Annotated in this window: 21 protein-coding genes; 8 read left to right on the forward strand and 13 right to left on the reverse strand. The window is 58.1% G+C overall.

Annotated features, from left to right (window positions below):
* Positions 1–19: 19 nt before the first annotated feature.
* The gene (gene hemE / locus I6N98_RS03695; RefSeq protein ID WP_198570458.1) at positions 20–1,084 is read left to right on the forward strand and encodes a uroporphyrinogen decarboxylase; all 1,065 of its coding nucleotides are present in this window, start codon (positions 20–22) and stop codon (positions 1,082–1,084) included.
* Positions 1,085–1,183: 99 nt separating this feature from the next.
* Here the strand turns inward: hemE and I6N98_RS03700 are convergent, their stop codons facing one another.
* A complete protein-coding gene (locus tag I6N98_RS03700; protein ID WP_198570459.1) occupies positions 1,184–1,738 on the reverse strand; it encodes an NAD/FAD-utilizing enzyme in 555 nt (184 codons plus the stop codon).
* 284 nt (positions 1,739–2,022) lie between these two features.
* Between I6N98_RS03700 and I6N98_RS03705 the strand changes: the two genes are divergently transcribed.
* Entirely contained in the window at positions 2,023–2,565 is a 543-nt protein-coding gene (locus I6N98_RS03705; protein WP_198570460.1) for a DUF1415 domain-containing protein, read from the forward strand.
* A gap of 101 nt (positions 2,566–2,666) precedes the next feature.
* Here I6N98_RS03705 and I6N98_RS03710 read toward each other — a convergent pair whose 3' ends face one another.
* Together I6N98_RS03710 and I6N98_RS03715 are read right to left on the reverse strand one after the other, a co-directional pair.
* Positions 2,667–3,218: a DUF4136 domain-containing protein gene (locus I6N98_RS03710; protein ID WP_198570461.1), complete on the reverse strand. Its 552-nt coding sequence runs from the start codon at positions 3,216–3,218 to the stop codon at positions 2,667–2,669.
* Positions 3,219–3,327: 109 nt separating this feature from the next.
* On the reverse strand, positions 3,328–3,924 hold the full coding sequence (locus I6N98_RS03715; protein WP_198570462.1) for a DNA-3-methyladenine glycosylase I: 597 nt from the start codon (positions 3,922–3,924) through the stop codon (positions 3,328–3,330).
* 117 nt (positions 3,925–4,041) lie between these two features.
* Here I6N98_RS03715 and I6N98_RS03720 point away from each other — a divergent pair, with 117 nt between their 5' ends.
* Positions 4,042–4,836 carry a M48 family metallopeptidase gene (locus tag I6N98_RS03720; RefSeq protein ID WP_198570463.1) on the forward strand — a complete coding sequence of 265 codons (795 nt, stop codon included), beginning with the start codon at positions 4,042–4,044 and terminating at the stop codon, positions 4,834–4,836.
* 60 nt (positions 4,837–4,896) lie between these two features.
* Here I6N98_RS03720 and cysE read toward each other — a convergent pair whose 3' ends face one another.
* Both cysE and trmB read right to left on the reverse strand, forming a co-directional pair.
* Positions 4,897–5,727 carry a serine O-acetyltransferase gene (cysE, locus tag I6N98_RS03725; RefSeq protein WP_198570464.1) on the reverse strand — a complete coding sequence of 277 codons (831 nt, stop codon included), beginning with the start codon at positions 5,725–5,727 and terminating at the stop codon, positions 4,897–4,899.
* Between the two features lie 29 nt (positions 5,728–5,756).
* A complete protein-coding gene (gene trmB / locus I6N98_RS03730) occupies positions 5,757–6,461 on the reverse strand; it encodes a tRNA (guanine(46)-N(7))-methyltransferase TrmB (RefSeq protein ID WP_198570465.1) in 705 nt (234 codons plus the stop codon).
* 131 nt (positions 6,462–6,592) lie between these two features.
* Here trmB and I6N98_RS03735 point away from each other — a divergent pair, with 131 nt between their 5' ends.
* On the forward strand, positions 6,593–7,315 hold the full coding sequence (locus I6N98_RS03735; protein ID WP_198570466.1) for an acyltransferase: 723 nt from the start codon (positions 6,593–6,595) through the stop codon (positions 7,313–7,315).
* Here the strand turns inward: I6N98_RS03735 and I6N98_RS03740 are convergent.
* The gene (locus I6N98_RS03740) at positions 7,312–8,256 is read right to left on the reverse strand and encodes an esterase-like activity of phytase family protein (protein WP_198570467.1); all 945 of its coding nucleotides are present in this window, start codon (positions 8,254–8,256) and stop codon (positions 7,312–7,314) included. The two genes, I6N98_RS03735 and I6N98_RS03740, sit on opposite strands and share 4 nt — an antisense overlap.
* Before the next feature lie 160 nt (positions 8,257–8,416).
* Between I6N98_RS03740 and I6N98_RS03745 the strand changes: the two genes are divergently transcribed.
* The 3 genes from I6N98_RS03745 to I6N98_RS03755 all read left to right on the forward strand — a co-directional run bounded on the left by I6N98_RS03745 (position 8,417) and on the right by I6N98_RS03755 (position 11,048).
* A complete protein-coding gene (locus tag I6N98_RS03745) occupies positions 8,417–9,370 on the forward strand; it encodes an ABC transporter ATP-binding protein (RefSeq protein WP_198570468.1) in 954 nt (317 codons plus the stop codon).
* Positions 9,367–10,128 (forward strand): ABC transporter permease, encoded by a 762-nt coding sequence (locus tag I6N98_RS03750; protein WP_198570469.1) that lies wholly within the window; start codon positions 9,367–9,369, stop codon positions 10,126–10,128. The genes I6N98_RS03745 and I6N98_RS03750 overlap by 4 nt, the downstream gene beginning before the upstream one ends.
* A gap of 119 nt (positions 10,129–10,247) precedes the next feature.
* The gene (locus tag I6N98_RS03755; RefSeq protein ID WP_198570470.1) at positions 10,248–11,048 is read left to right on the forward strand and encodes a CAP domain-containing protein; all 801 of its coding nucleotides are present in this window, start codon (positions 10,248–10,250) and stop codon (positions 11,046–11,048) included.
* Between the two features lie 25 nt (positions 11,049–11,073).
* Here I6N98_RS03755 and I6N98_RS03760 read toward each other — a convergent pair whose 3' ends face one another.
* The 7 genes from I6N98_RS03760 to I6N98_RS03790 all read right to left on the reverse strand — a co-directional run bounded on the left by I6N98_RS03760 (position 11,074) and on the right by I6N98_RS03790 (position 18,643).
* Positions 11,074–12,702, reverse strand: a complete 1,629-nt coding sequence (locus I6N98_RS03760) for a long-chain-fatty-acid--CoA ligase (protein WP_198570471.1) — start codon at positions 12,700–12,702, stop codon at positions 11,074–11,076.
* A 172-nt stretch (positions 12,703–12,874) separates the two neighbouring features.
* Entirely contained in the window at positions 12,875–13,426 is a 552-nt protein-coding gene (locus I6N98_RS03765; RefSeq protein WP_198570472.1) for a hypothetical protein, read from the reverse strand.
* A 15-nt stretch (positions 13,427–13,441) separates the two neighbouring features.
* A complete protein-coding gene (locus I6N98_RS03770; protein WP_198570473.1) occupies positions 13,442–15,679 on the reverse strand; it encodes a xanthine dehydrogenase family protein molybdopterin-binding subunit in 2,238 nt (745 codons plus the stop codon).
* A 12-nt stretch (positions 15,680–15,691) separates the two neighbouring features.
* Complete coding sequence (locus I6N98_RS03775) at positions 15,692–16,150, reverse strand: (2Fe-2S)-binding protein (protein WP_198570474.1); 459 nt, start codon at positions 16,148–16,150, stop codon at positions 15,692–15,694.
* A gap of 196 nt (positions 16,151–16,346) precedes the next feature.
* Positions 16,347–16,670, reverse strand: coding sequence for a TRL-like family protein (locus I6N98_RS03780; protein WP_198570475.1), 324 nt, complete (start codon positions 16,668–16,670; stop codon positions 16,347–16,349).
* Positions 16,671–16,871: 201 nt separating this feature from the next.
* Positions 16,872–17,864, reverse strand: coding sequence for a serine/threonine protein kinase (locus I6N98_RS03785; RefSeq protein WP_198570476.1), 993 nt, complete (start codon positions 17,862–17,864; stop codon positions 16,872–16,874).
* Positions 17,865–17,935: 71 nt separating this feature from the next.
* Positions 17,936–18,643, reverse strand: coding sequence for a double zinc ribbon domain-containing protein (locus I6N98_RS03790; RefSeq protein ID WP_420496981.1), 708 nt, complete (start codon positions 18,641–18,643; stop codon positions 17,936–17,938).
* A gap of 152 nt (positions 18,644–18,795) precedes the next feature.
* On the opposite strand from I6N98_RS03790, the gene bioB reads away from it, so the two are divergent.
* Entirely contained in the window at positions 18,796–19,854 is a 1,059-nt protein-coding gene (gene bioB, locus I6N98_RS03795) for a biotin synthase BioB (protein ID WP_198570478.1), read from the forward strand.
* Positions 19,855–19,857 lie beyond the last annotated feature (3 nt).

The raw sequence follows: 19,857 nt of genomic DNA on the forward strand, positions 1-19,857 counted from the left end.
CAAAAAGCGACGGAAAATAATGACGGCTCTTAAAAACGATACCTTTCTCCGCGCGCTGCTGCGCCAGCCGGTGGATTACACTCCGGTATGGATGATGCGCCAGGCGGGCCGCTATTTGCCTGAATACCGGGCGACGCGAGCGCAAGCGGGGGATTTCCTGTCGCTGTGCAAGAATCCCGAGCTGGCCTGTGAGGTGACGCTGCAGCCTTTGGAGCGTTACCCCTTGGACGCGGCGATTCTGTTTTCGGATATCCTTACCATTCCCGACGCCATGGGGCTAGGGCTCTACTTTGAGACTGGCGAGGGCCCTCGCTTTCGCAAGACTGTGCGCTCCATGGCGGATGTCGACGCGCTACCGGTGGTGGATGGCGAAACCCACCTTACCTACGTTTGCGATGCGGTGCGCACCATTCGTCGGGCACTCAATGGCCGTGTGCCATTGATCGGTTTTTCCGGCAGCCCCTGGACGCTGGCGACCTATATGATCGAAGGTGGCGGCTCCAAGGATCACGCCCGCAGCAAGGCGCTGGCTTTTGATCAGCCTGAAGTTGTCCACGGGTTGTTGGCCAAGCTGGCCGACAGTGTCACCGCCTACCTCAATGATCAGATTCGTGCCGGTGCCCAGGCGGTACAAATCTTTGATACCTGGGGCGGAGCTCTGAGTCACTGGGCTTATCAGGAGTTCAGTCTCCGCTATATGAAAAAAATCGTCGACGGTTTGATTCGTCAGCACGACGGTCGGGAAGTCCCCATTATCCTGTTCACCAAAAACGGTGGTCAGTGGCTGGAGGTAATGGCCGACACCGGTGCTTCAGCTTTGGGGCTGGATTGGACCACCCACCTTGGAGAAGCTCGCCGCCGGGTTGGCGACAAAGTCGCACTGCAGGGCAACATGGACCCAGCAATGCTGCGAGCCTCTCCCGCGCGCATTCGTCAGGAAGTCGCCACCATTCTCGAAGAGTTCGGCACGGGTACCGGGCATGTGTTTAACCTGGGGCACGGAATTACCCCCGAGGTTGATCCCGAACATGCCGGTGCCTTTATCAATGCGGTGAAGGAGCTGTCAGCGCCTTACCATGGTTGATAATCGCTGATATCAGTCGATATGAGTCGCTAAGCAAAAACGCCCACGAAACGTGGGCGTTTTTGCTTTCTTGCAAATCTCATCGTGAGACCACTGGGATCAGGGCATCACTTCAATAAAGTTGCGCCACTTGTTTTGCAGGTTAATAAACCAGCCAGGCGCGCCCTCGGCGGTACCTGAGAACTCCAGTTCGGGATAGTGGGCGGTCACCCGGTTAAGCAGGTTCTGCTCCTTGTCGGTGGCATCGATAATCAGCAAGTGCCGGCCGCTTTCCAGAGCCTGTTCAAAACGTTTGAAATCGCGGTGGGGCTCCTGAATTCCAAACAATCCACCCTCCCAGGTCATGAAGCCCAGCACGACAATGCCGAGAAACACAAAGGGTACCCAGCCCACGGCTGCCGCGGCACCGGAAAAATGTGCTGCGCCCAAGACGATGGCCAGGCCGAGGAAGCCAAACAATGCGCCCCGTTGCATGGATTGAACAACGTCCTTGCGAAGCACTGCCTCGATGTCGTTGAGGTGGTGTTGATGAACCCCGGAGTCATCGTGGCTCAATACGTGAACCTGGGGTCGGCTGAGGCCGTTGTGCTCTAAGTCGTGCTCAATGGCCTCGAGTTTTTCAAGGTTGTCCGCAAGGAAGAAGTATCGTTTCATAATTGCTATTCCTCTTTTTATCGTGGGGAATGCAATCACACGGCGAGCCCGAGATATAAGCCGAGCGCTACCTCTGCAATTGCAAACAGTAAACGCGGCTCGCGGTGGACAGTCGCCTCAATGTAAAACGCTATCCCGAACATGCAAGACCGCGCATGGTTTGAGTCTATCAATGTCCGCCTACGCTGTATCGTGCAATGCCGAGCAGTATTATTGTATTTTTATCTAAACAGAGTGACGCAAATTCCATAATGCGCTAAACCCTGGCCAAGCGGTGGCTTGAAATGAGTACAGAACATATAGAAAACGAAGTGGCCCGTTGGCTGGATGAGGTGGTCATTGGACTGCGTTTGTGCCCGTTTGCCGCGCGACCGCGGCGATTGGGGCAAATCGACATCGTGGTGAGTGAAGCCCGGGAGGGGGAGGGCTTGTTAGCGGAAATCGACGCCAAGGTTCAGCAAATGGCTTCGACACCGGCGGAGGTGCTGGATACCAGCTTATTGGTAATACCGACGCTACTGGCAGATTTCGTTGCGTATAACGATTTTATACACATCCTGGAGCACTACCTGGCAGCCTGTGGCTGGGAGGGGGAATTCCAGGTAGCGAGCTTCCATCCCCAGTACTGTTTTGCCGACGCCGAGCCTGATGACCCCGCCAATTTCACCAACCGGGCGCCCTATCCGATTGTTCACTTGCTGAGGGAGGCCAGTGTCGAGGCCGCACTGGCAGGCTACTCTGACCCCGACGAGATTCCCCAGCGCAATATTGCCTTGCTAAGAGGGCTTTCGGCCTCGCGGCTGCGGGAGTATTTTCCCTATCTCTAATTGCCGGCTCTGGCTGTAATCCTGAGTCCCCGTTTCAGTTCCCGGTCTCGACGTTCAGCACCGAGGCTATTTAGCCCGAGACTATGATGTCGGCCTTGAGGCTATTTCTGGGGTGGAAACTGCGACCAGATTTCGGCAACGGCGCTGTGCAATCGGGCCATATTGTCTTTTGGGTCTTTGTCGTTGAGCTCCACGACCAGGGAGCCCCGCCAGCTTAGTTTTTGCGTCTCGGCATCTAACAAGTCGATCAGAATTTGCACATTGCGGTTGACCTTGTCTTTTCCAAGCGGCACACCTACCGAAGTGCCGATGCCGACATTGCCGGAAAAGCTACCCAGGCCAATGCCCAGGCGCGGGCTGCGGTCGATGGTTTGCGCCCCTTCCGCGACATAGTAGCGCACCGCGAAGTTGGCCTGATCGGCTTTGGCGGCCAGCTTGTACTGGTCGATATTAAGCTGCTCTGCCAGCGCGGTTTTAACGTGTTCCACCACCAAGGGCGACACGGTTTTGTCGGCGCCGCTGGTTTCAGACCAGCGGTACTTCTGATAACTGGAGAAATCGGTGTAGGGATTGTAGTCGGTAACAACATCGGTGCTGCTGCAGGCGCTGAGTACCAGTACCAGCCCTAAAATAAAGCCGTGTCGAGCGCGCATGTTGAAGAATCCTTATCGATGATTGTTTGATGAGCTGAAGCCGGTGGTGCCGGTTTCCTTGTCTCGGGCCACTGTTTTGACCTGACGGGCTCGGTCCGGTTCGTGCCAACTATTGCCATTTTGGCGCAAATGCCTTGCCCAATTCTGTGCAGGCCGCATGACGGGGGCAGCTGACAAGGTGGTCGTTTACAAAGCCCAAAGCCTGTAGGTGTGCGTAGCAAATGGTGCTGCCAAAAAATCGAAAACCCCGCTTCTTCATGTCTTTGCTGATCTGGTCGGACACCGCGGTAGTGGCGGGGACTTCGGCCAGGCTCTGCCAATGGTTTTGAATCGGTCGGTCATCAAAAAATGACCACATATATCGGGCAAAGCTGCCGAACTCCCCTTGCACTTCCAGAAAACGCTGGGCATTGTTGATGGCGCTTTCTATCTTTTTACGGTTGCGAATGATGGCTGGATTGTCCAGTAACTGGGATACCTTATCCTGGTCAAACTTTGCCACCTTATTGGGGTCAAAACCGGCGAAGGCAGCGCGGTAACCTTCCCGTTTGCGCAAGATGGTAAGCCAGTTCAGGCCAGCCTGGGCAGACTCCAGCACCAGAAACTCGAACAGTTTGCCGTCGTCATCGCAGGGGACTCCCCATTCGACGTCGTGATAGCGTCTGTAGAGGGGATCGTCGCCGCACCAGGCGCAGGGCTCGCTCATGTGGGATCCTCGTTGCAGACATGCAGTTGCAGATCGTGTTTGTGGCGCAGCCTTGCGCCAAGTGCCCTTAGCCTATGCCATAATGCGAAAAAATTCTTCCATTCAGCGGAGCCAGTTATGAAATTTATCTCTTCGGTCCTGCTCGTTGCGACGGTGATCGTTCTGGGTGCCTGCGCCGAGTCTCCCACCGGGCGTCGACAAATGCTGCTGTTCAATAACAGTGAAATGTCGCAGATGGGGGCCACCGCCTTTGATCAGATGAAAGAGAAAATGACCGTCAGCACCAACGCGCGCACTAATCGCTATGTGGGCTGCGTGGCCAAGGCCATCACTGCCGGCTTAACCGGTGAGTGGCAGGGCGACTGGGAAGTGGTGGTGTTTGAAGAGGATTCTGCCAACGCCTTTGCGCTGCCCGGTAAAAAGATCGGCGTCCACACCGGTATTCTTAAAGTGGCCAAAACCAGCGACCAACTGGCCACGGTACTGGGGCACGAGGTGGCACACGTACTGGCCCACCACAGCGCTGAACGCATGTCTCTGCAAAGTGTGGCCGGCACCGGCAGTCAGTTGATTGCGGTGTTGCTGGGCGACAGTGCTCAGAAGCAGACGGTAATGGGGCTGTTGGGCTTGGGTGCTCAGTTTGGTGTGGTACTGCCTTACGGACGAGCTCAGGAGTCAGAGGCCGACGTGGTGGGTTTGGACCTGATGGCCAAATCTGGATTTAACCCCGAGGCCAGCGTGCAACTTTGGGAAAACATGAGCGCCGCCAGCCAGGGACAGCCGCCGGAATTTATGTCCACTCACCCTTCTCACGCTACCCGGATCAGCGATCTGCAAAAGCGGATGAAAAAGGCCAAGCCCCTGTACGAGCAGGCCAAATCATTGGGTATCCGGCCCAATTGCAGTGCCTAAGCAAAGACGCCAAAAAAAAGAGACAGGAGGCTGCGGTAGAGCAGCCTTCGAAAAGATGAGCTATTCGTCGCAGCAGGCGCGGTGGTTCATCGATAGCGCGGGTGAGTCACAGTCCGGCTTGCCCAGTTCTTTAGCGGGGACGCCGGCCACCAGAGTATGGGGTGGGACGTCTTTGAGTACCACGCTACCGGCCCCGACGTGGGCCCCTTCGCCAATACGGATGTTGCCCAGTATCTTGGCGCCCGCACCGATCAAAACACCATCCGATACTTTGGGGTGGCGATCGCCATGCTCCTTGCCGGTGCCGCCAAGGGTAACGGATTGCATCAACGAGACGTTGTTACCCACCACCGCGGTTTCACCAATCACAATACCTGTGGCGTGATCCATCATAATGCCCCGCCCGACTCGGGCCGCCGGGTGAATATCCACACCGAATTCGCAGGAGATGCGGTTCTGCAGAAACAGCGCCAGTGACGTCCGTCCCTGATTCCACAGCCAGTGAGCAACCCGGTAGCTCTCCAATGCGTGAAAACCTTTAAAGTAGAGGAAGGGCACGGACAGGCTGTCGCAGGCGGAATCCCGTTCGTACACGGCGCAGATGTCCGAGCGAATTGCCGCGCCAATACTGGGGTCGGCGTTAAAGGCCTCCTCCAGCACTTCCCGCACCAATAGCGCCGAGGCCGCGGGACTGGCCAGATGGTGGGCAAGGTGAAAGCTCAGCGCGGTTTCCAGGGTTTGGTGGTTGAGAATTGTGGCGTGCAGAAAGCTCGCCAGCACCGGTTCGCGCTGAACGTCGCAGGCGGTCTCCTCACGGATGGTTTGCCAGATACGGTCGGCAACCGGCGTTGAGGCGTCCTGATTTTGCTGTGTGGGGCTCGCGGTACTCATAGCGGCAGTATAAACCTTTTTATCTCTCGTCACAGCGACGCCGGGCTTGCCTTCTCCAGCAAGCATTGGCAGCGCCAGATCACTTGCTCGGCACGCCGGTATTTGCGCTCAAAGGGGGTTAAGGTCTCGCCGTGGTAACGCTCGGTACGGGCGTCATAGCCCGCCAAGCGCAGCGCCTGGGCAAACTCTTCAACATAGATGGGCCAGTTGCTGCGCAGTTCCACCTCGCCCCCCAGCGCGAGCAGGCTGGGGAACAGGGGAGAACCGTGAACCCGGTATTGCAGCTGCGAAGATTTGGGCCAAGGGTTGGGATAGAGCAAAAAATGACGCTGCAGCCGCCACCCGGCATCCACCGCCAGCCGCCAAAAATCGTCGACATCAGCCCGAATCAGCAAATAGTTATCCCGCGACTGCACGGCATGGGCCTGATGTTTTTCCAGCCGGGCAGCGGATTTGTCTACGCCGATTATCGCGCAATCCGGGTAGAGCTTGGCCAGTCGCGAGGTGCTCTCACCGACTCCACAAAAGGAATCCAGTACCAGTGGTCGCCCGTCGAGCTGTGTCTGCTTCAGCCACTGCTGGGCTTGATCGAAGGCACGACGATTATGGTCGGCATAGGGTTTGCGAAAGGGGGCGGCGAGATGGCGCCTCACCCGCTCCTCCAGCTTGTCGTGAATGCCGGGTTGATTGCTGACCACGGCCCGGGAGAAGGCTTGGTTTGGGTTTTTTTTCATTGCTGGGTTTTGCTACCTGACAACGCCGTACAAGGGCTGTAAACGCCCGATGCACGGTGTTTGGATTATTGCTCTCGCTATACGCGACTGCGACACTATGGCGCCATTGACGGCAGAGATTACCAGAAACGATGAGAGAAGACCGGCGCCCCTATTGGTTTAAAAAACGCTATTTGCAATTTAGAGGATGGTACACCGCACATTTCTTGGCGCCAGCCTGCGACGAGCTGGGTGAATATGCCACCGTGATGAAGCCTTGGTATGTGTCGATATCCGGGCCCAATATCCGCATCGGTCGCTCTGCCACCATCGTTGGCGAAGTGGATAGCCGGGTGAAAATTGGCGTATGGGGGCGAGACACAGGCCAGGGGTCTATCACCATTGGCGATTACGTCATGATCAGCCCGGGTACGCGAATTTCCGCCAGCGACGAAATCACCATTGGCCACAGCGTGATGATGGCCCATGGCGTTTATATTACCGACAGTGACTGGCACGATGTTTACGATCGCACCCAGCGCAGCGATGCGGTGTGCCCGGTGCGCATTGGCGACAACGTGTGGTTGGGTGACCGCTGCACAGTGCTTAAAGGTGTGACCATCGGCGAAAATAGCGTGGTGGCCGCCTGCGCGGTGGTGACTCGGGATGTGCCCGCCAATGTAGTGGTAGCCGGCAATCCGGCCCGGGTGGTGAAAGAGCTCGATCCAGAGCGGGGCTACACCCCGCGAGGCGCGTTCTTTAAGGATCCGGCGGCGCTGGAAAAATTCTATGACGACGTCGATCACATGGTTCTGAGTAAAAATGGCACGCTGAATTGGTTAAGGACTTTGGTTTGGCCCCGGCGCGGAGATTAATCGCCGCCGGTCTTGCGCGGTAACTGCATCAGCGACAATGGCGAGGGGTAGCCCTCGCTGCCCACCAAGGCCGAGTGGCCATCGACCGAGATGGCGCCGGCTTCGGTTTGCGGCATCGCCTGGGGAGTCAGCACATAGGGCGATCGATTCAGGGCGTCCAGCCAGGGCTCTCCGGCTTGGCGGCGGAAGTAGTAACTGTGCTCCAGGGTCACCATCAGCGCCGCATGCCCCCCGGCATCAAAGGCCAGCCCGGTGGGCGAAAATTCGCTAATGTCGCCGGCGTTCTGCTGTTGGTGTCGCTCTGGTGTCGGCAGGCTTTTGACCTCGCCCACCAGCTCCAGCGTGATTGTGCCCGGGGCGCGACCGCGCAGGTCAAAGCGATACAGGCGGGGATGGGGATCGCGCTTGCTAACAATATAGGCGTGACCGCTGTGTGGATCCACCGCCAGGGCTTCGGCGTCCCGGGGGCCATCGGGATAGCGCAGTCGGTAGCGGCGCTTGATGGGCGCAGCTGTAGCGGACAGGGATTCCGGCTCAGCCAGGAGATAGACCTCGATGTATCTTCTGATCGCGTAATTGTCACCGATGTCGCCGATGACCAACCAGTGTCCTTGGTCGTCACTAAAGCTGGCCATATCTTCCCAATCGAGGGCGTCGGCGCCGTCGATGTCCAATGCGCCCAGGGCTTCGCCTCGGTCGTTAAAACGGTACAGGGTGGCACTGTGGCCGCTGTCATTGTGACCCCAGTACACCCCGGGGTGGCGATGGCTGGCCGCCAGTCCGCTTAACTCGGTGAGTCCCGCTACATCGGTGTAGAGATCGTAGTCGTCGACGTCGATAAAGCGGGTGGCGGCCACACTACAAGCGGTGACTAACAGGGCCGCCGCAACGAGTTGGCAGAGCCTGGCGGTCGGTGTGGGGAGTATAAGTAAGTGTCTCACTATCTGAGGGATTCCTCGCGACATCCTTGGGGCGCTGGTTAGCATGCCTGTGCTTCGAGTCTACAGTGTGACAGCACAATCAGACTTGTCAGCCGCCGATTAAATCGGGGACACTTAGCGCCATTTTTAGCATTTCACCACCCATACATAGGGGGATATTGTGCCACTAGCGGTAAACGTTCAGGGGGTGAACAAAGTTTATGCCTCTGGTCACCCCGCGTTGCAGGGCGTCGACCTGGAAATTCGCGACGGCGAAATTTTTGCCTTGCTGGGCCCCAACGGCGCCGGCAAAACCACCCTGATCAGTATTATCTGCGGCATCGTTAACGCCAGTGGCGGTGCCGTTACGGTCGGCGGTCTGGATATTGTCCGCAATTTTCGTCAGGTCCGGGGCCGAGTTGGCCTGGTGCCCCAGGAGTTGTCCACCGACGGCTTTGAAAGCGTGTGGACCACGGTAAAGTTTAGTCGCGGCCTGTTTGGCAAGCCGCCCAACAACGCCTATTTGGAGCAAATCCTCCGGCAGTTGTCGCTGTGGGAGAAGCGCCACGCCCGCATTATGGAGTTGTCCGGCGGCATGAAGCGCCGGGTGATGATCGCCAAGGCCCTGTCCCACGAACCCGATGTGCTGTTCCTCGATGAGCCCACCGCCGGGGTGGATGTGGAGCTGCGCCGGGATATGTGGGAGATGGTGAGAGGGCTCAGAGAGCGGGGTGTCACCATTATCCTCACCACCCACTACATCGAAGAGGCGGAAGAAATGGCCGACCGCATTGGTGTGATCAGTAAGGGCGAAATTGTGCTGGTAGAGGACAAGGACACACTGATGGATAAGCTGGGCCAAAAACAGCTGCGCTTGCAGCTACAGCAACCCCTGACCTCTTTGCCCGACGATTTGCGTGAGCTGGCGCTGAGCCTTAGCGACGATGGTCACGAGTTGGTGTTTCACTTTGACAGCCAAAGTGAGCACACCGGTATTGCCGATGTGTTGCGGCGGCTGGATCAGCACGGCATCGACTACAAAGACTTGCAGACCCGCCAGCGCTCGTTGGAGGAAATCTTTGTCAGCCTGGTACACGAAAGCGTCGATCCAGACCCGGTCCGGGAGGCCTCATGAATCTTTACGCGGTTAAGGCCATCTATTCTTTCGAGATGCACCGCTGGTGGCGCACCCTGATGCAGAGTCTGGCCTCGCCGGTGATTTCCACCTCGCTGTATTTTGTGGTGTTTGGCTCGGCGATCGGCTCGCGGATGGTGGAAATCGACGGTGTCAGTTACGGCGCTTTTATTATCCCCGGGCTGTTGATGCTGGCCTTGCTGACCGAAAGCATCTCCAACGCGGCCTTTGGGATATTTTTCCCCAAGTACAACGGTACCATCTACGAGCTGTTATCGGCGCCGGTGTCGGTGGCAGAAATCTTACTGGGCTATGTCGGTGCTGCCGCCACTAAGTCGGTCGTGCTGGGCTTGCTGATATTGGCCACAGCCCGTCTGTTTGTGGACTACCACATAGAGCACCCGGTCTGGATGGTCAGCTTTTTGATACTGACGGCGGTTACCTTCAGTCTGTTTGGTTTTATCATCGGGGTGTGGGCAGATGGCTTTGAAAAATTGCAGATTGTGCCGATGTTGATAGTCACGCCCCTGGCTTTTCTCGGCGGCAGCTTTTATTCCATCAGCATGCTGCCACCGCTGTGGCAGACCATCACCTTGTTTAATCCTGTGGTTTACTTGATCAGTGGCTTCCGCTGGAGTTTTTACGGCGTGGCTGATGTGAGTGTGGCGGTCAGCTTGGGGATGACAGTGTTTTTTTTGGTAGTGTGCTTGCTGTTAGTGAACTGGATGCTGCGCACTGGCTACCGAATTAAAAGCTGAGGCATCAGAGCTTTCCACGACAGAGGCTTCGCTGCTACTTTGCTAATGTCGCAGACATAATTCTAAAACGCGGCGTCACAGGGAAAATGGGTTTTCCTGGGGCAATGCAGGCCCTGAGTATGAATCAATATCGCAACTCTCCTCCGCGCGTTGTGAACGCCGTGCTGCTACTGCTTAGCATCGTGATCACCGCTTGCGCCTCCGCCCCCACGGCGTCAACGCCGCCCGGGAGTCGATCTGGCTCGGCCAAGGGCCCGGCGGTGGCCTTGACTGATGCGACTTCGGGTAAGGGGCAGTGGTCGGTGGCTGGGTGGGATACGGCTCGATTGTCCACCGCTCAACATGCCACCTACCTCAGCCCCATGGAGCGCCGGGTTATTCTGCATTTGAATATGCTGCGCAGTGACCCCGGCCGCTACGCACGGGAGTTTATTGAGCCCCGCATCAAGTATTACCAGCGCAATATTTATCGCCCACCATGGACGCCGGAATACTACGGCGGCACATTGACCAAAGAGGGCGTCAGCGCCTTGAGGGAGGCCATTAAAGACCTGTCGGCTGCACCGCCTGTGGGCCTGCTAATGCCTTCAAAGGGCTTGGCAATGGCAGCCAGGGATCACGCGCGGGACAAGGCACGCCACGGTGGAATGAGCCACACTGATAGCCGCGGTCGGGAGTTGGATACTCGGGTGGAGCAATACGGTTATTGGTACAAGCGGATTGCGGAAAATATCTCTTACGGGCGCGATGCCGCGGTAGACAATATTGTCGGCTTGCTGATCGACGATGGTGTCCCCAGCCGTGGCCACCGGAAAAGCCTGATCACTGCTGACTTTAAAAAGGTTGGGGTGGCCATGGCAGGCCACCCGCGATTTGGTCATGTCTGCGTGATTAACTTGGCTGCCGGATTTGAGGAGTAAGGCCGGTCTCCGGCGGCGGGGCAGTCTATTCAGACCACTGAAAATCCGCGAACTGAACCCGGAGATCCTTCTTGCTGATTTTGCCGGTGGCGGTGTGGGGGAGCTCATCCACAAACACGCAGTCACTAGGAATCCACCAGCTGGCGACCTTGCCTTCCAGCCAGCCCAGCATCTCCTGCTTGTCGATGGTTTTGCCTTCCTTCATGACCACAACCAGTAAAGGCCGCTCTGACCACTTGGGGTGAGGCAGACCAATAACGGCGGCTTCTGCAACATCCGGGTGGTTCACCGCGCAGTTTTCCAGCTCGATGGAGCTGATCCACTCGCCGCCGGACTTGATCACATCTTTCAGTCGATCGGTGATCTGCAAGTAGCCCCACTCGTCCATACAACCGACGTCGCCGGTTTCAAACCAGCCATCGTCGTCCAGGGTTGGTTTGTCATAGTGGAAGTACTCGTTAATGATCCAGGGCCCGCGAACTTTGATAGCGCCGCTGCTCTTGCCATCCCAGGGTAGTTCCTGGCCATCTTCGCCCTCGATTTTGATATCGACCCCAAACACCGGGCGACCGGCTTTTAACCGCAGCTGATCGAGCTCTTCCTGAGGGAGGGATTCCAGGGCGGGGGGACAGTTGCCATTATAGGTGCCCAGCGGGTTCATCTCAGTCATACCCCAGCCGATTTGAACATCGACGTCGTACTTGCTGCGCATCTCGTCGTACACCACAAAGGGGCAGGCGGCGCCGCCCGAGGTGATACGCTGCAGTGATTCGACCTTGCTGCCGCTTTGCTGCAGGTAGTTGAGTAGCGCCAGCCACACGGTGGGAACCCCCGCCGACACGGTGACCTTTTCTTCATTAATCAGTGTGCACAGTGTCTCGCCGTCGCCCATCTTGGGGCCGGGCATGACCAGCTTGGTGCCCACCATCGGCGCCGAATACACCATACCCCAGCCGTTAACGTGGAACATTGGTACGATGGGCAGGGCGACGTCTTTAATCGACAGACCAAAAACATCGGCGCAAATGCTGGCATAGCAGTGCAGCAGTGTAGAGCGGTGAGTGTATAGCACGCCCTTTGGGTTGCCGGTTGTGCCGGAGGTGTAGCACAGCGCTGCGGGTGTGTTCTCGTCCAGCTCGGGCCAGTCGAACTGATCGCTTTGCTCCGCGATCAAAGACTCGTAGCACAGCACCTGGTCCAGCTTGGTGTCGGGCATATGGGCTTCATCGGTCATTACGATAAAGCCTTTTACCTTGGGTATTTTATCTTTAAGGGGCTCGATTAATGGCACCAGTGTGGGGTCGATACAGATCCACTGGTCCTCGCCGTGATTGATGATGTACTCCAGCTGCTCAGGGAACAGCCGCGGATTTAAGGTGTGGCAAACCATCCCACTGCAGGACACTGCATAGTATATCTCCAGGTGCCGGTAGTCGTTCCAGGCCACGGTGCCGACGGTGTCGCCAGGCTTGAGCCCCAGTGTCTTTAGGGCATTGGCCAGTTGCCGGGCGCGCTTGAATGCATCGCGGTAGGTATAGCGATGACGGGGATTGTCGGCGGTAACCGAAACCACCTCTACCAGGCCGTTAACGCGTTCGGCGTGGTGCATCAACGATGTAATCGTTAAGGGGGTGGTCATCATAGGTGTAAACATTATTGCTACCTCGGGTTAGCAGATTAGCGGGTTAGTTAATGTTTGGTGCCATGCCATACCGAATGGTTTTGCTTATGCAGCACCCGTGCTTAGCGGGCGCTGTTATTCTTTTCTAACTACAGATATTCGGAGATAAACCGCCAAATGTAAACGCTATAAGTGTGGGCAGCCGCTAGCAGGGGCCGCCGGCGTTAACCCACAGCTCCAACAGTTCAACAAACTCGGGGTGGGGGATAGGGGGCGGTTCGCGGTCGCCCCCCGGAGTCCATCCCCATAACACCAGCGCGTCTTCCTCCATGTGGTGAAGGAGGTCGCTCAGGCTTCTATTGCCGTTTTTGTTGGTATCTTTCAGGGCCTGACACAACTCGACTGGCGACAGCCCCTCCCAGCCCATGCTCAGTGGTGCCAGCGCCCAGTGGGGAGCGCCGGGTACCTCGCCATCCGCCACATTTTCGTCCTGGTGACAGGCGCTGCACTGCAGTGTGGGGGCGCCGTGATTGTCTTCGCCCCGTATCACCAGTTGGTCGTGGCGGCGGCGCTCCATGCCCTGCCGTGGAAACTCCGTGACCGTGTGGCAGTTCATACAGCGGGGGTGAGTTAATACTTGGTATATAGGGTCGAACAGTGGCGACTGGGCGTGAACTGGTGCGCCAAATAACAGTCCGGCAACAATCATCGCGACAGCGTGCCACGCGGTGCGCAGTGCAGGATGGCTAAATTTCATTGTGGTCTCCCCCTGTTACGCGAAACGATAGCCGAGATTCTTGAGGGGCAGCTCTCGAATCGGCTCGCCAGTGGCGGCAAAAATAGCGTTGGCCAGGGCGGGTCCGACACAGGGAACACCTATCTCGCCGACGCCACCCGGATCGTTGCCACTGTCGACGATCACGGTGTCAATCTGGGGTGTTTGATACATCCGCAGGACCGGGTAATCGTCAAAATTGGTTTGCTGGACTACGCCGTCCTCCAGAGTAATCTCACCGAACAAGACACTGGACAGGGCAAAAATCACGGCGGATTCAATCTGAGCCACCACCAGGTCGGGATTGATGGCAGTGCCGCAATCAACGGCGCTCACCACCCGGTGGATGGTGACTTCTCGCTCGCTATTGATGCTGATCTCAACCACTTGGGCTATCCAGCTTTTCCAGTGATGCATCACCGCAATACCCTGGTGGGTGCCCTGGCTGGGAGCTCCCCAGTTGGCGGCCTGGGCGGCGGCGTCCAGCACCGCCAGATGCCGTGGCCGGTTGGCAAGCAGTTGTCGGCGGAACTGGTAGGGTTCGCGCCCCATTTGCTGGGCGACGGTGTCGAAGAAAGTCTCCTGGGCGAAGACGTCGGTAAACTTGTTCACCGAGCGCATCCACAGCGCCGGCATGTTGAGGTTGGCCTCTAGGTGGAAGTCCATCAACACGTTGTCTATGTCATAGGGCATGCCCACTTCCAAGTCGGTCAGCTCTTTCAGTGGCGGCAGTTCCGTGTCGGCGATAATGTCGACGATCTCTTCCACATAGAGCAGAGCGGTGACGTCTTGGGTCACGGAGCGGTGGGTCCAGGCAGTGATATTGCCGGCATTATCCACCGAAGCTGACAGGCGGTTGGCGGCGGCAGGTCGGTAGAAGCCACCCTTCATATCGTCTTCACGGGTCCAGATTACTTTCACCGGTTGCTGCAGTTGACGGGCTACCTGGCAGGCGTCGCGAACATAATCGGCTACCGGGTTGCCGCGGCGACCAAAGCCACCGCCACTGGGCATGTTGTGGAAGTTGATCTGCGCTGGCAGCAAGCCCAGGGTCGCGGCGGCAAAGACCTTATCCAGCGTGGGGGACTGGCTGCCGGTCCAAATATCGGCGCGGCTGCCACGGTAGTCCACTACCACGTTGAGAGGCTCCATAGCGGCGTGGGCCATAAAGGGGAAGTGGTAGTCGGCGCTGAAGGTTTGCGAGGCCAGGGTCTGGGCCAGTAGTGCCAGACCGTCAATGCGCAGTGGCACCCCCGGTAGATTGAGTTTCAGGCCGTAGGTGCTGCGGGTTGCCTGGGAGTCGGTCCGTCCGGCCAGCAGTTCGGCCCACTGCACTTCCAGCGCCTTTCGACCTTGCTCCGCAGACCAGAAATCGTCGGCGACAATGGCGACACCAGAAACGATACTAAAGACATCCCGCACCCCCGGCACAGCTCGGGCCGCGTTGTCATCGACACTCAAGGGCTGGCCGCCAAAGCGGGGCGGCCGCGCAATTACCGCCGTCAGCATGCCGGGCAGATCCACGTCGATGCCGTACTGCATGCTGCCGTCGACTTTACTGTCGATATCCAGGCGCTGGCGGTTGGTGCCGATAATGCGGAACTGGGAGGGGTCCTTCATGGCCGGAAAGGTGGGCACCGGCTCTTCGGCGGCGGCTGCGGCGAGCTCACCGTAGCCAGCGGTGCGGCCATTGGCCTCGTCGATGACATAGCCCCGCTCGGTGGTCAGTGTTTCCGCTGGCACTTCCCAGCGCCTGGCAGCGGCCTGGATCAACATATGCCGTACGGTGGCTCCCACTTCTCGCTGGGGATCGTAGAAGCCCCGGATCGATGAACTGGCCACCGTCCATTGCAGCAGGCTGCCAAAATAGGGGTTGTTAAATTGGGCGGCGACCGGAGAGTGCTCGGCTTTGACGCGATCCCAGTCGGCATCCATTTCCTCGGCGACAATCATGGGGATGGCGGTCAGTGCGCCCTGGCCGATTTCGCTCGCACCGACTAATACGGTGATGCTGCCGTCACTGCCGATGCGCATGAATTCGCCCAGTTCGGTTTGCTGCACCTCGCTGGGTTCGCCGCCGCCCGGGCCATCGGGTGTGTTGTTGGGGGATGACGACCCGGAACCGCCACCACCGCAAGCGACCAGTAAACCGCCGCCGGCCAGCGCTGACAGCTGCAAAAAATGTCGGCGGCTTATGCCTTGGCTGCGGGGTAAATTGATTTTGGATGTGCTCATGTTGTCTCCCCCCTACAGCTGTTCGGTGGCGATTTTGTGAATCGCGCGACGGATCCTCGGATAGGTGCCACAGCGACAAATGTTGCCGGACATGGCTTCGTCTATATCACGATCGCTGGGGCTGGGGTTGTCCTTGAGCAGGGCTGTCGCCGCCATAATTTGGCCAGACTGACAGTAACCGCACTGGGGCACGTTCAGGCTTTTCCAGGCATCCTGGACCAAACGGCCGACATTGTCCTGGCTTGCCGATTCAATGGTACGGATCTCGCGTTCGCCAACAGCCTTGACCGGCATGACGCAGGCTCGCACCGGTTGTCCGTCGACGTGGACAGTGCAGGCGCCACACAGAGCCTGACCACAGCCGTATTTGCTGCCGGTGAGTTTCAGGTTTTCCCGCAACACCCAGAGCAGGGGCTTGTCACCAGGGACATCGACGCTGTGACTTACGCCGTTAACACGAAGGGTAAACATAGTGCTTTACCGTCTCACTATTATTAAGTTTAGGTCTGACGCTGGCGGCACTTCCCTGAGCTTCAGCGCGGACGGATCAATATAAAGTCTAACCCATGTTTACGGGGGTTACATCTGTTTGGATGTGTCGACGGCAGCGTTTGTGGCGGGGTTGGCATTTGTCAGCGCCGGCGGGCCGGCGCTGTATCGGGGCGACTTACTGTCCCCTTACAACAGTGCAGAATTTCGAGTAGATAAACAGCACCGATGTAGAGTGATGGTCGATGGTGGAAACCTCGTTGATGCCACCGTTTCGTCGCGCTTGCTCGATAGAGGCATCGCCAGTGGCAAAGAGCCCCAGAACATTGCTCGCGCAACTTTCGCCTACCTTGCTGACGGCGGCGTTGGGAGTGGCAGTGACGGGGCCTTGTACCGATGTGAAAAGTGCACCCTGGCCGACGGGAGACGCGACGGCAGCGCAGCCCGAGGCAGTGACAACAGTGGCAGCCACTGTGATGGTCTGCAATGATTTTTTAAACATTCCTGTTTCCTTGTTCAGAGAAATTCCTTCATGGGCGGCCGCCCGCTGTAACAAGTGGGTCTTCCTGGCCGTCCGCGTACGCTATTATTGGGCCGTGTCATAGCCGCGGCGATGACGGTACAGGTCCGTAAATAGCTCGGTGGATCATAAGTCAGAAAATAGCCGTTAATCCAGCGCCGAAATGCGTTGACCATCCGGCGTCTACACCGGTAGGGCGAGGGCGGGCTCCTGTAAAGCGGCCAGTTGTTCCCGCAGTGCCAGAATGTGCTCTCCCCAAAAGCGCTCAGTATTGAACCAGGGGAAGGCAAGGGGAAAGGCCGGATCGTGCCAGCGGCTGGCCAGCCAGCCGGCGTGGTGCATGATCCGCAGGCTGCGCAGAGGCTCGATTAGTGCCAGCTCTTTGGGAGAAAAGTCGTAGAATTCATTGTAGCCTTCAACCAGCTCCAGCAGCGCCCGCTGCTGATTGTCGCGACTGCCCGACAGGAACATCCACAGGTCCTGAATGGCCGGGGCCATGCGACTGTCGTCCAGATCCACCAGCCAGGTCTCTTCACCCCGCCACAGAATATTGCCGACGTGGCCGTCGCCGTGGCAGCGGATGTAGGTTGGCTGCACCGCATCGATGCGAGAGCGGGTTTCGTCCAACAATTGCCGGCTCAGACCTTGATAGGCCTCCCGCAGGGAGTCGGGAATAAAGCCGTCCAGAATACGCTCCCGGCTGGTTTCGCCAAAGCTGTCGACATCCAGGGTGGGGCGGTTGTGATAAGGGCGGGTGGCGCCCACTAGATGCAGCCGGCCGAACAGGCGTCCCAATTGGAACAGGTTGTCCAGGTCATCCAGGGCGGGAGCGTGTCCGCCTCGGCGGGGAAAGACCGAGAAGCGCTGGTCTTCATAGTGAAACAGTGTTTGACCCTGGGCGTTGCGCCAGGGTGGAATCACCGGGATGTCGGCCTCGGCCAGCTCCCAGGTAAATTGGTGTTCTTCTTCAATCTGGGCGTCGCTCCAGCGATCAGGGCGATAAAACTTCACCACGATCGGCTCGGCGTCTTCCAGCCCAAATTGATAAACCCGATTTTCGTAGCTGTTCAGAGCAAAAACTCGCAAGTCGCCGACAAAGCCTTGGCTTTCCACGGCGTCGACAACCCGGTCCGGGTTTAAGGTGGCGAAGGCCTGATGGCGATCCTGATCCCCCATAACGGCAACCCTTTGCGTGAACGAGGGTCCTTTTTAAAGGTAGTGGCGGTGTTTAGCAAGCGCTTGCCGGATTATGGTGTGCGGGCCAGGCACCAGACGTCGACCCGCCGGGCGCCGCAGTCTAGCAACAGTTTTGCCAGGGTGTTGGCGGTGCTGCCAGTGGTAACAACATCGTCAACCAGGGCGATATGCCGGGCGGAAAGCTCTGCGTCTGCTTTGGCAATAAAAGCCCGGCGCAGGTTGCGGCGCCGCTGGGCCGCGCTCAGCCCCTGTTGTGGTGGTGTGGCCCGCCGCCGGCGCAGTGGGTCAATAAGAGGGATGTCCAGCGCCCGGGCCAGGTCCTCGGCGATAAAACGGGATTGGTTAAAGCCCCTGAACAATTGCCGGCGCCAGTGAAGTGGCACCGGCAGGATCAAATCCGGGGCCGAGGCCAGAGCTCGGTCTTCCAACTGTTGTAGCCACAGCTGACTCAGCACCCGGGAATAGGGCAGCCTGCCGTGATGCTTGAGGCCGGTGATAAGGCGGTCAACCGGGAAGTCGTAGCGCAGCGGGCACAGGCAGCGCTGGAAGTGGGGTGGGGTGGTCAGGCACTGTCCACACATCGCGCCATCGTCGCCGTCCAGGGGCAGGGCGCAGCGGCGGCATTGCCGTTCCAGCCAGGGCAGCGAGCGTTCGCAGTCCGCGCACAGGTCGAGGTGGCGTCTCGAGCTTGCCATGCACAGCACGCATCGCCCCGGAAAAAGCTTGTAAATCAATCTATTGAGTGAGCTGTTAACCACGGCGATCCCTGCGGGTTGACAGTGGGTGCCGGCGCTTTATCATAGGCGGTCTGCCACAGCATCGTTGCCGGCACAAAAGGGCTAGTAACACTATTGAAGACTAGTACGATAAAGGCTAGTACAAACAAGGCAAGTACAAAAAGGACAGCACCATGACAGTTTCCCACGCCACCGAGCCACGCCAAAACTGGACACCAGAGGAAGTTCAGGCCCTGTTCGATCTGCCTTTCAACGATTTGCTGTTCCAGGCGCAAACGGTGCATCGCGCCAATTTTGACCCCAATGAGGTCCAGGTCAGCACGCTGCTGTCCATTAAAACTGGCGCTTGCCCGGAGGACTGTAAGTACTGCCCCCAGAGCAACCGCTACGACACCGGCCTGGAAAAAGAAAAATTGATGGAAGTGGAAAAAGTGCTCTCAGAAGCCCGGGATGCCAAGGCACAGGGTGCCAGCCGCTTCTGTATGGGCGCCGCCTGGCGCTCTCCCAAAAAGCGCGACATGCCCTATGTGACTGCCATGGTCAAAGGCGTGAAGGAGCTGGGCCTGGAAACCTGTATGACCCTGGGTATGCTCAGTGACGAGCAGGCCAAAGAGCTGGCCGACGCCGGCCTGGACTATTACAACCACAACCTCGACACCTCGCCGGAGTATTACGGCGAGATTATCACCACCCGCACCTACCAGGATCGTCTGACCACTCTGGGCCACGTCCGCGATGCCGGCATCAAGGTGTGCAGTGGCGGTATTGTGGGCATGGGCGAAACCGTTAGCGATCGCGCCGGGCTGTTGATTCAACTGGCCAACCTGCCGGTGCAGCCGGAAAGCGTGCCCATCAATATGCTGGTGAAAGTCGAGGGCACGCCCCTGGCGGAACAGGCCGATCTGGATCCCTTCGATTTTATCCGCACCATCGCCGTGGCCCGGATCATGATGCCCAAATCCCACGTGCGCTTGTCTGCGGGGCGTGAGGAAATGAACGAGCAGATGCACGCCCTGGCCTATTTTGCCGGAGCCAACTCCATCTTCTACGGCGAAAAGCTGCTTACCACTCCCAACCCGGAAGCCAACGAAGACATGATGCTGTTTAAGCGCCTGGGTATCCGTCCCGAGGAGCGCCATGTCGAGCAGGATGACGCCGATCAGAGCGAGGCACTGCTGGGGCAGGTGGAAAAAGCGCAAAACGACAAGTTCTTCTACGACGCCACGGCCTAGGCC

The organism is Spongiibacter nanhainus (genome assembly GCF_016132545.1).
Classification (GTDB): domain Bacteria; phylum Pseudomonadota; class Gammaproteobacteria; order Pseudomonadales; family Spongiibacteraceae; genus Spongiibacter; species Spongiibacter nanhainus.

What these genes read in the sequence shown, in the direction of transcription:
- trmB (WP_198570465.1), bottom strand. Translation starts at nt 6,461, where the DNA reads ATGAAAAAAAACCCAAACCAAGCCTTCTCCCGGGCCGTGGTCAGCAAT.
- cysE (WP_198570464.1), bottom strand. Translation starts at nt 5,727, where the DNA reads ATGAGTACCGCGAGCCCCACACAGCAAAATCAGGACGCCTCAACGCCG.
- I6N98_RS03715 (WP_198570462.1), bottom strand. Translation starts at nt 3,924, where the DNA reads ATGAGCGAGCCCTGCGCCTGGTGCGGCGACGATCCCCTCTACAGACGC.
- I6N98_RS03705 (WP_198570460.1), top strand. Translation starts at nt 2,023, where the DNA reads ATGAGTACAGAACATATAGAAAACGAAGTGGCCCGTTGGCTGGATGAG.
- I6N98_RS03775 (WP_198570474.1), bottom strand. Translation starts at nt 16,150, where the DNA reads ATGTTTACCCTTCGTGTTAACGGCGTAAGTCACAGCGTCGATGTCCCT.
- I6N98_RS03785 (WP_198570476.1), bottom strand. Translation starts at nt 17,864, where the DNA reads ATGGGGGATCAGGATCGCCATCAGGCCTTCGCCACCTTAAACCCGGAC.
- I6N98_RS03700 (WP_198570459.1), bottom strand. Translation starts at nt 1,738, where the DNA reads ATGAAACGATACTTCTTCCTTGCGGACAACCTTGAAAAACTCGAGGCC.
- I6N98_RS03755 (WP_198570470.1), top strand. Translation starts at nt 10,248, where the DNA reads ATGAATCAATATCGCAACTCTCCTCCGCGCGTTGTGAACGCCGTGCTG.
- I6N98_RS03760 (WP_198570471.1), bottom strand. Translation starts at nt 12,702, where the DNA reads ATGTTTACACCTATGATGACCACCCCCTTAACGATTACATCGTTGATG.
- bioB (WP_198570478.1), top strand. Translation starts at nt 18,796, where the DNA reads ATGACAGTTTCCCACGCCACCGAGCCACGCCAAAACTGGACACCAGAG.
- I6N98_RS03720 (WP_198570463.1), top strand. Translation starts at nt 4,042, where the DNA reads ATGAAATTTATCTCTTCGGTCCTGCTCGTTGCGACGGTGATCGTTCTG.
- I6N98_RS03765 (WP_198570472.1), bottom strand. Translation starts at nt 13,426, where the DNA reads ATGAAATTTAGCCATCCTGCACTGCGCACCGCGTGGCACGCTGTCGCG.
- hemE (WP_198570458.1), top strand. Translation starts at nt 20, where the DNA reads ATGACGGCTCTTAAAAACGATACCTTTCTCCGCGCGCTGCTGCGCCAG.
- I6N98_RS03750 (WP_198570469.1), top strand. Translation starts at nt 9,367, where the DNA reads ATGAATCTTTACGCGGTTAAGGCCATCTATTCTTTCGAGATGCACCGC.
- I6N98_RS03780 (WP_198570475.1), bottom strand. Translation starts at nt 16,670, where the DNA reads ATGTTTAAAAAATCATTGCAGACCATCACAGTGGCTGCCACTGTTGTC.
- I6N98_RS03735 (WP_198570466.1), top strand. Translation starts at nt 6,593, where the DNA reads ATGAGAGAAGACCGGCGCCCCTATTGGTTTAAAAAACGCTATTTGCAA.
- I6N98_RS03710 (WP_198570461.1), bottom strand. Translation starts at nt 3,218, where the DNA reads ATGCGCGCTCGACACGGCTTTATTTTAGGGCTGGTACTGGTACTCAGC.
- I6N98_RS03770 (WP_198570473.1), bottom strand. Translation starts at nt 15,679, where the DNA reads ATGAGCACATCCAAAATCAATTTACCCCGCAGCCAAGGCATAAGCCGC.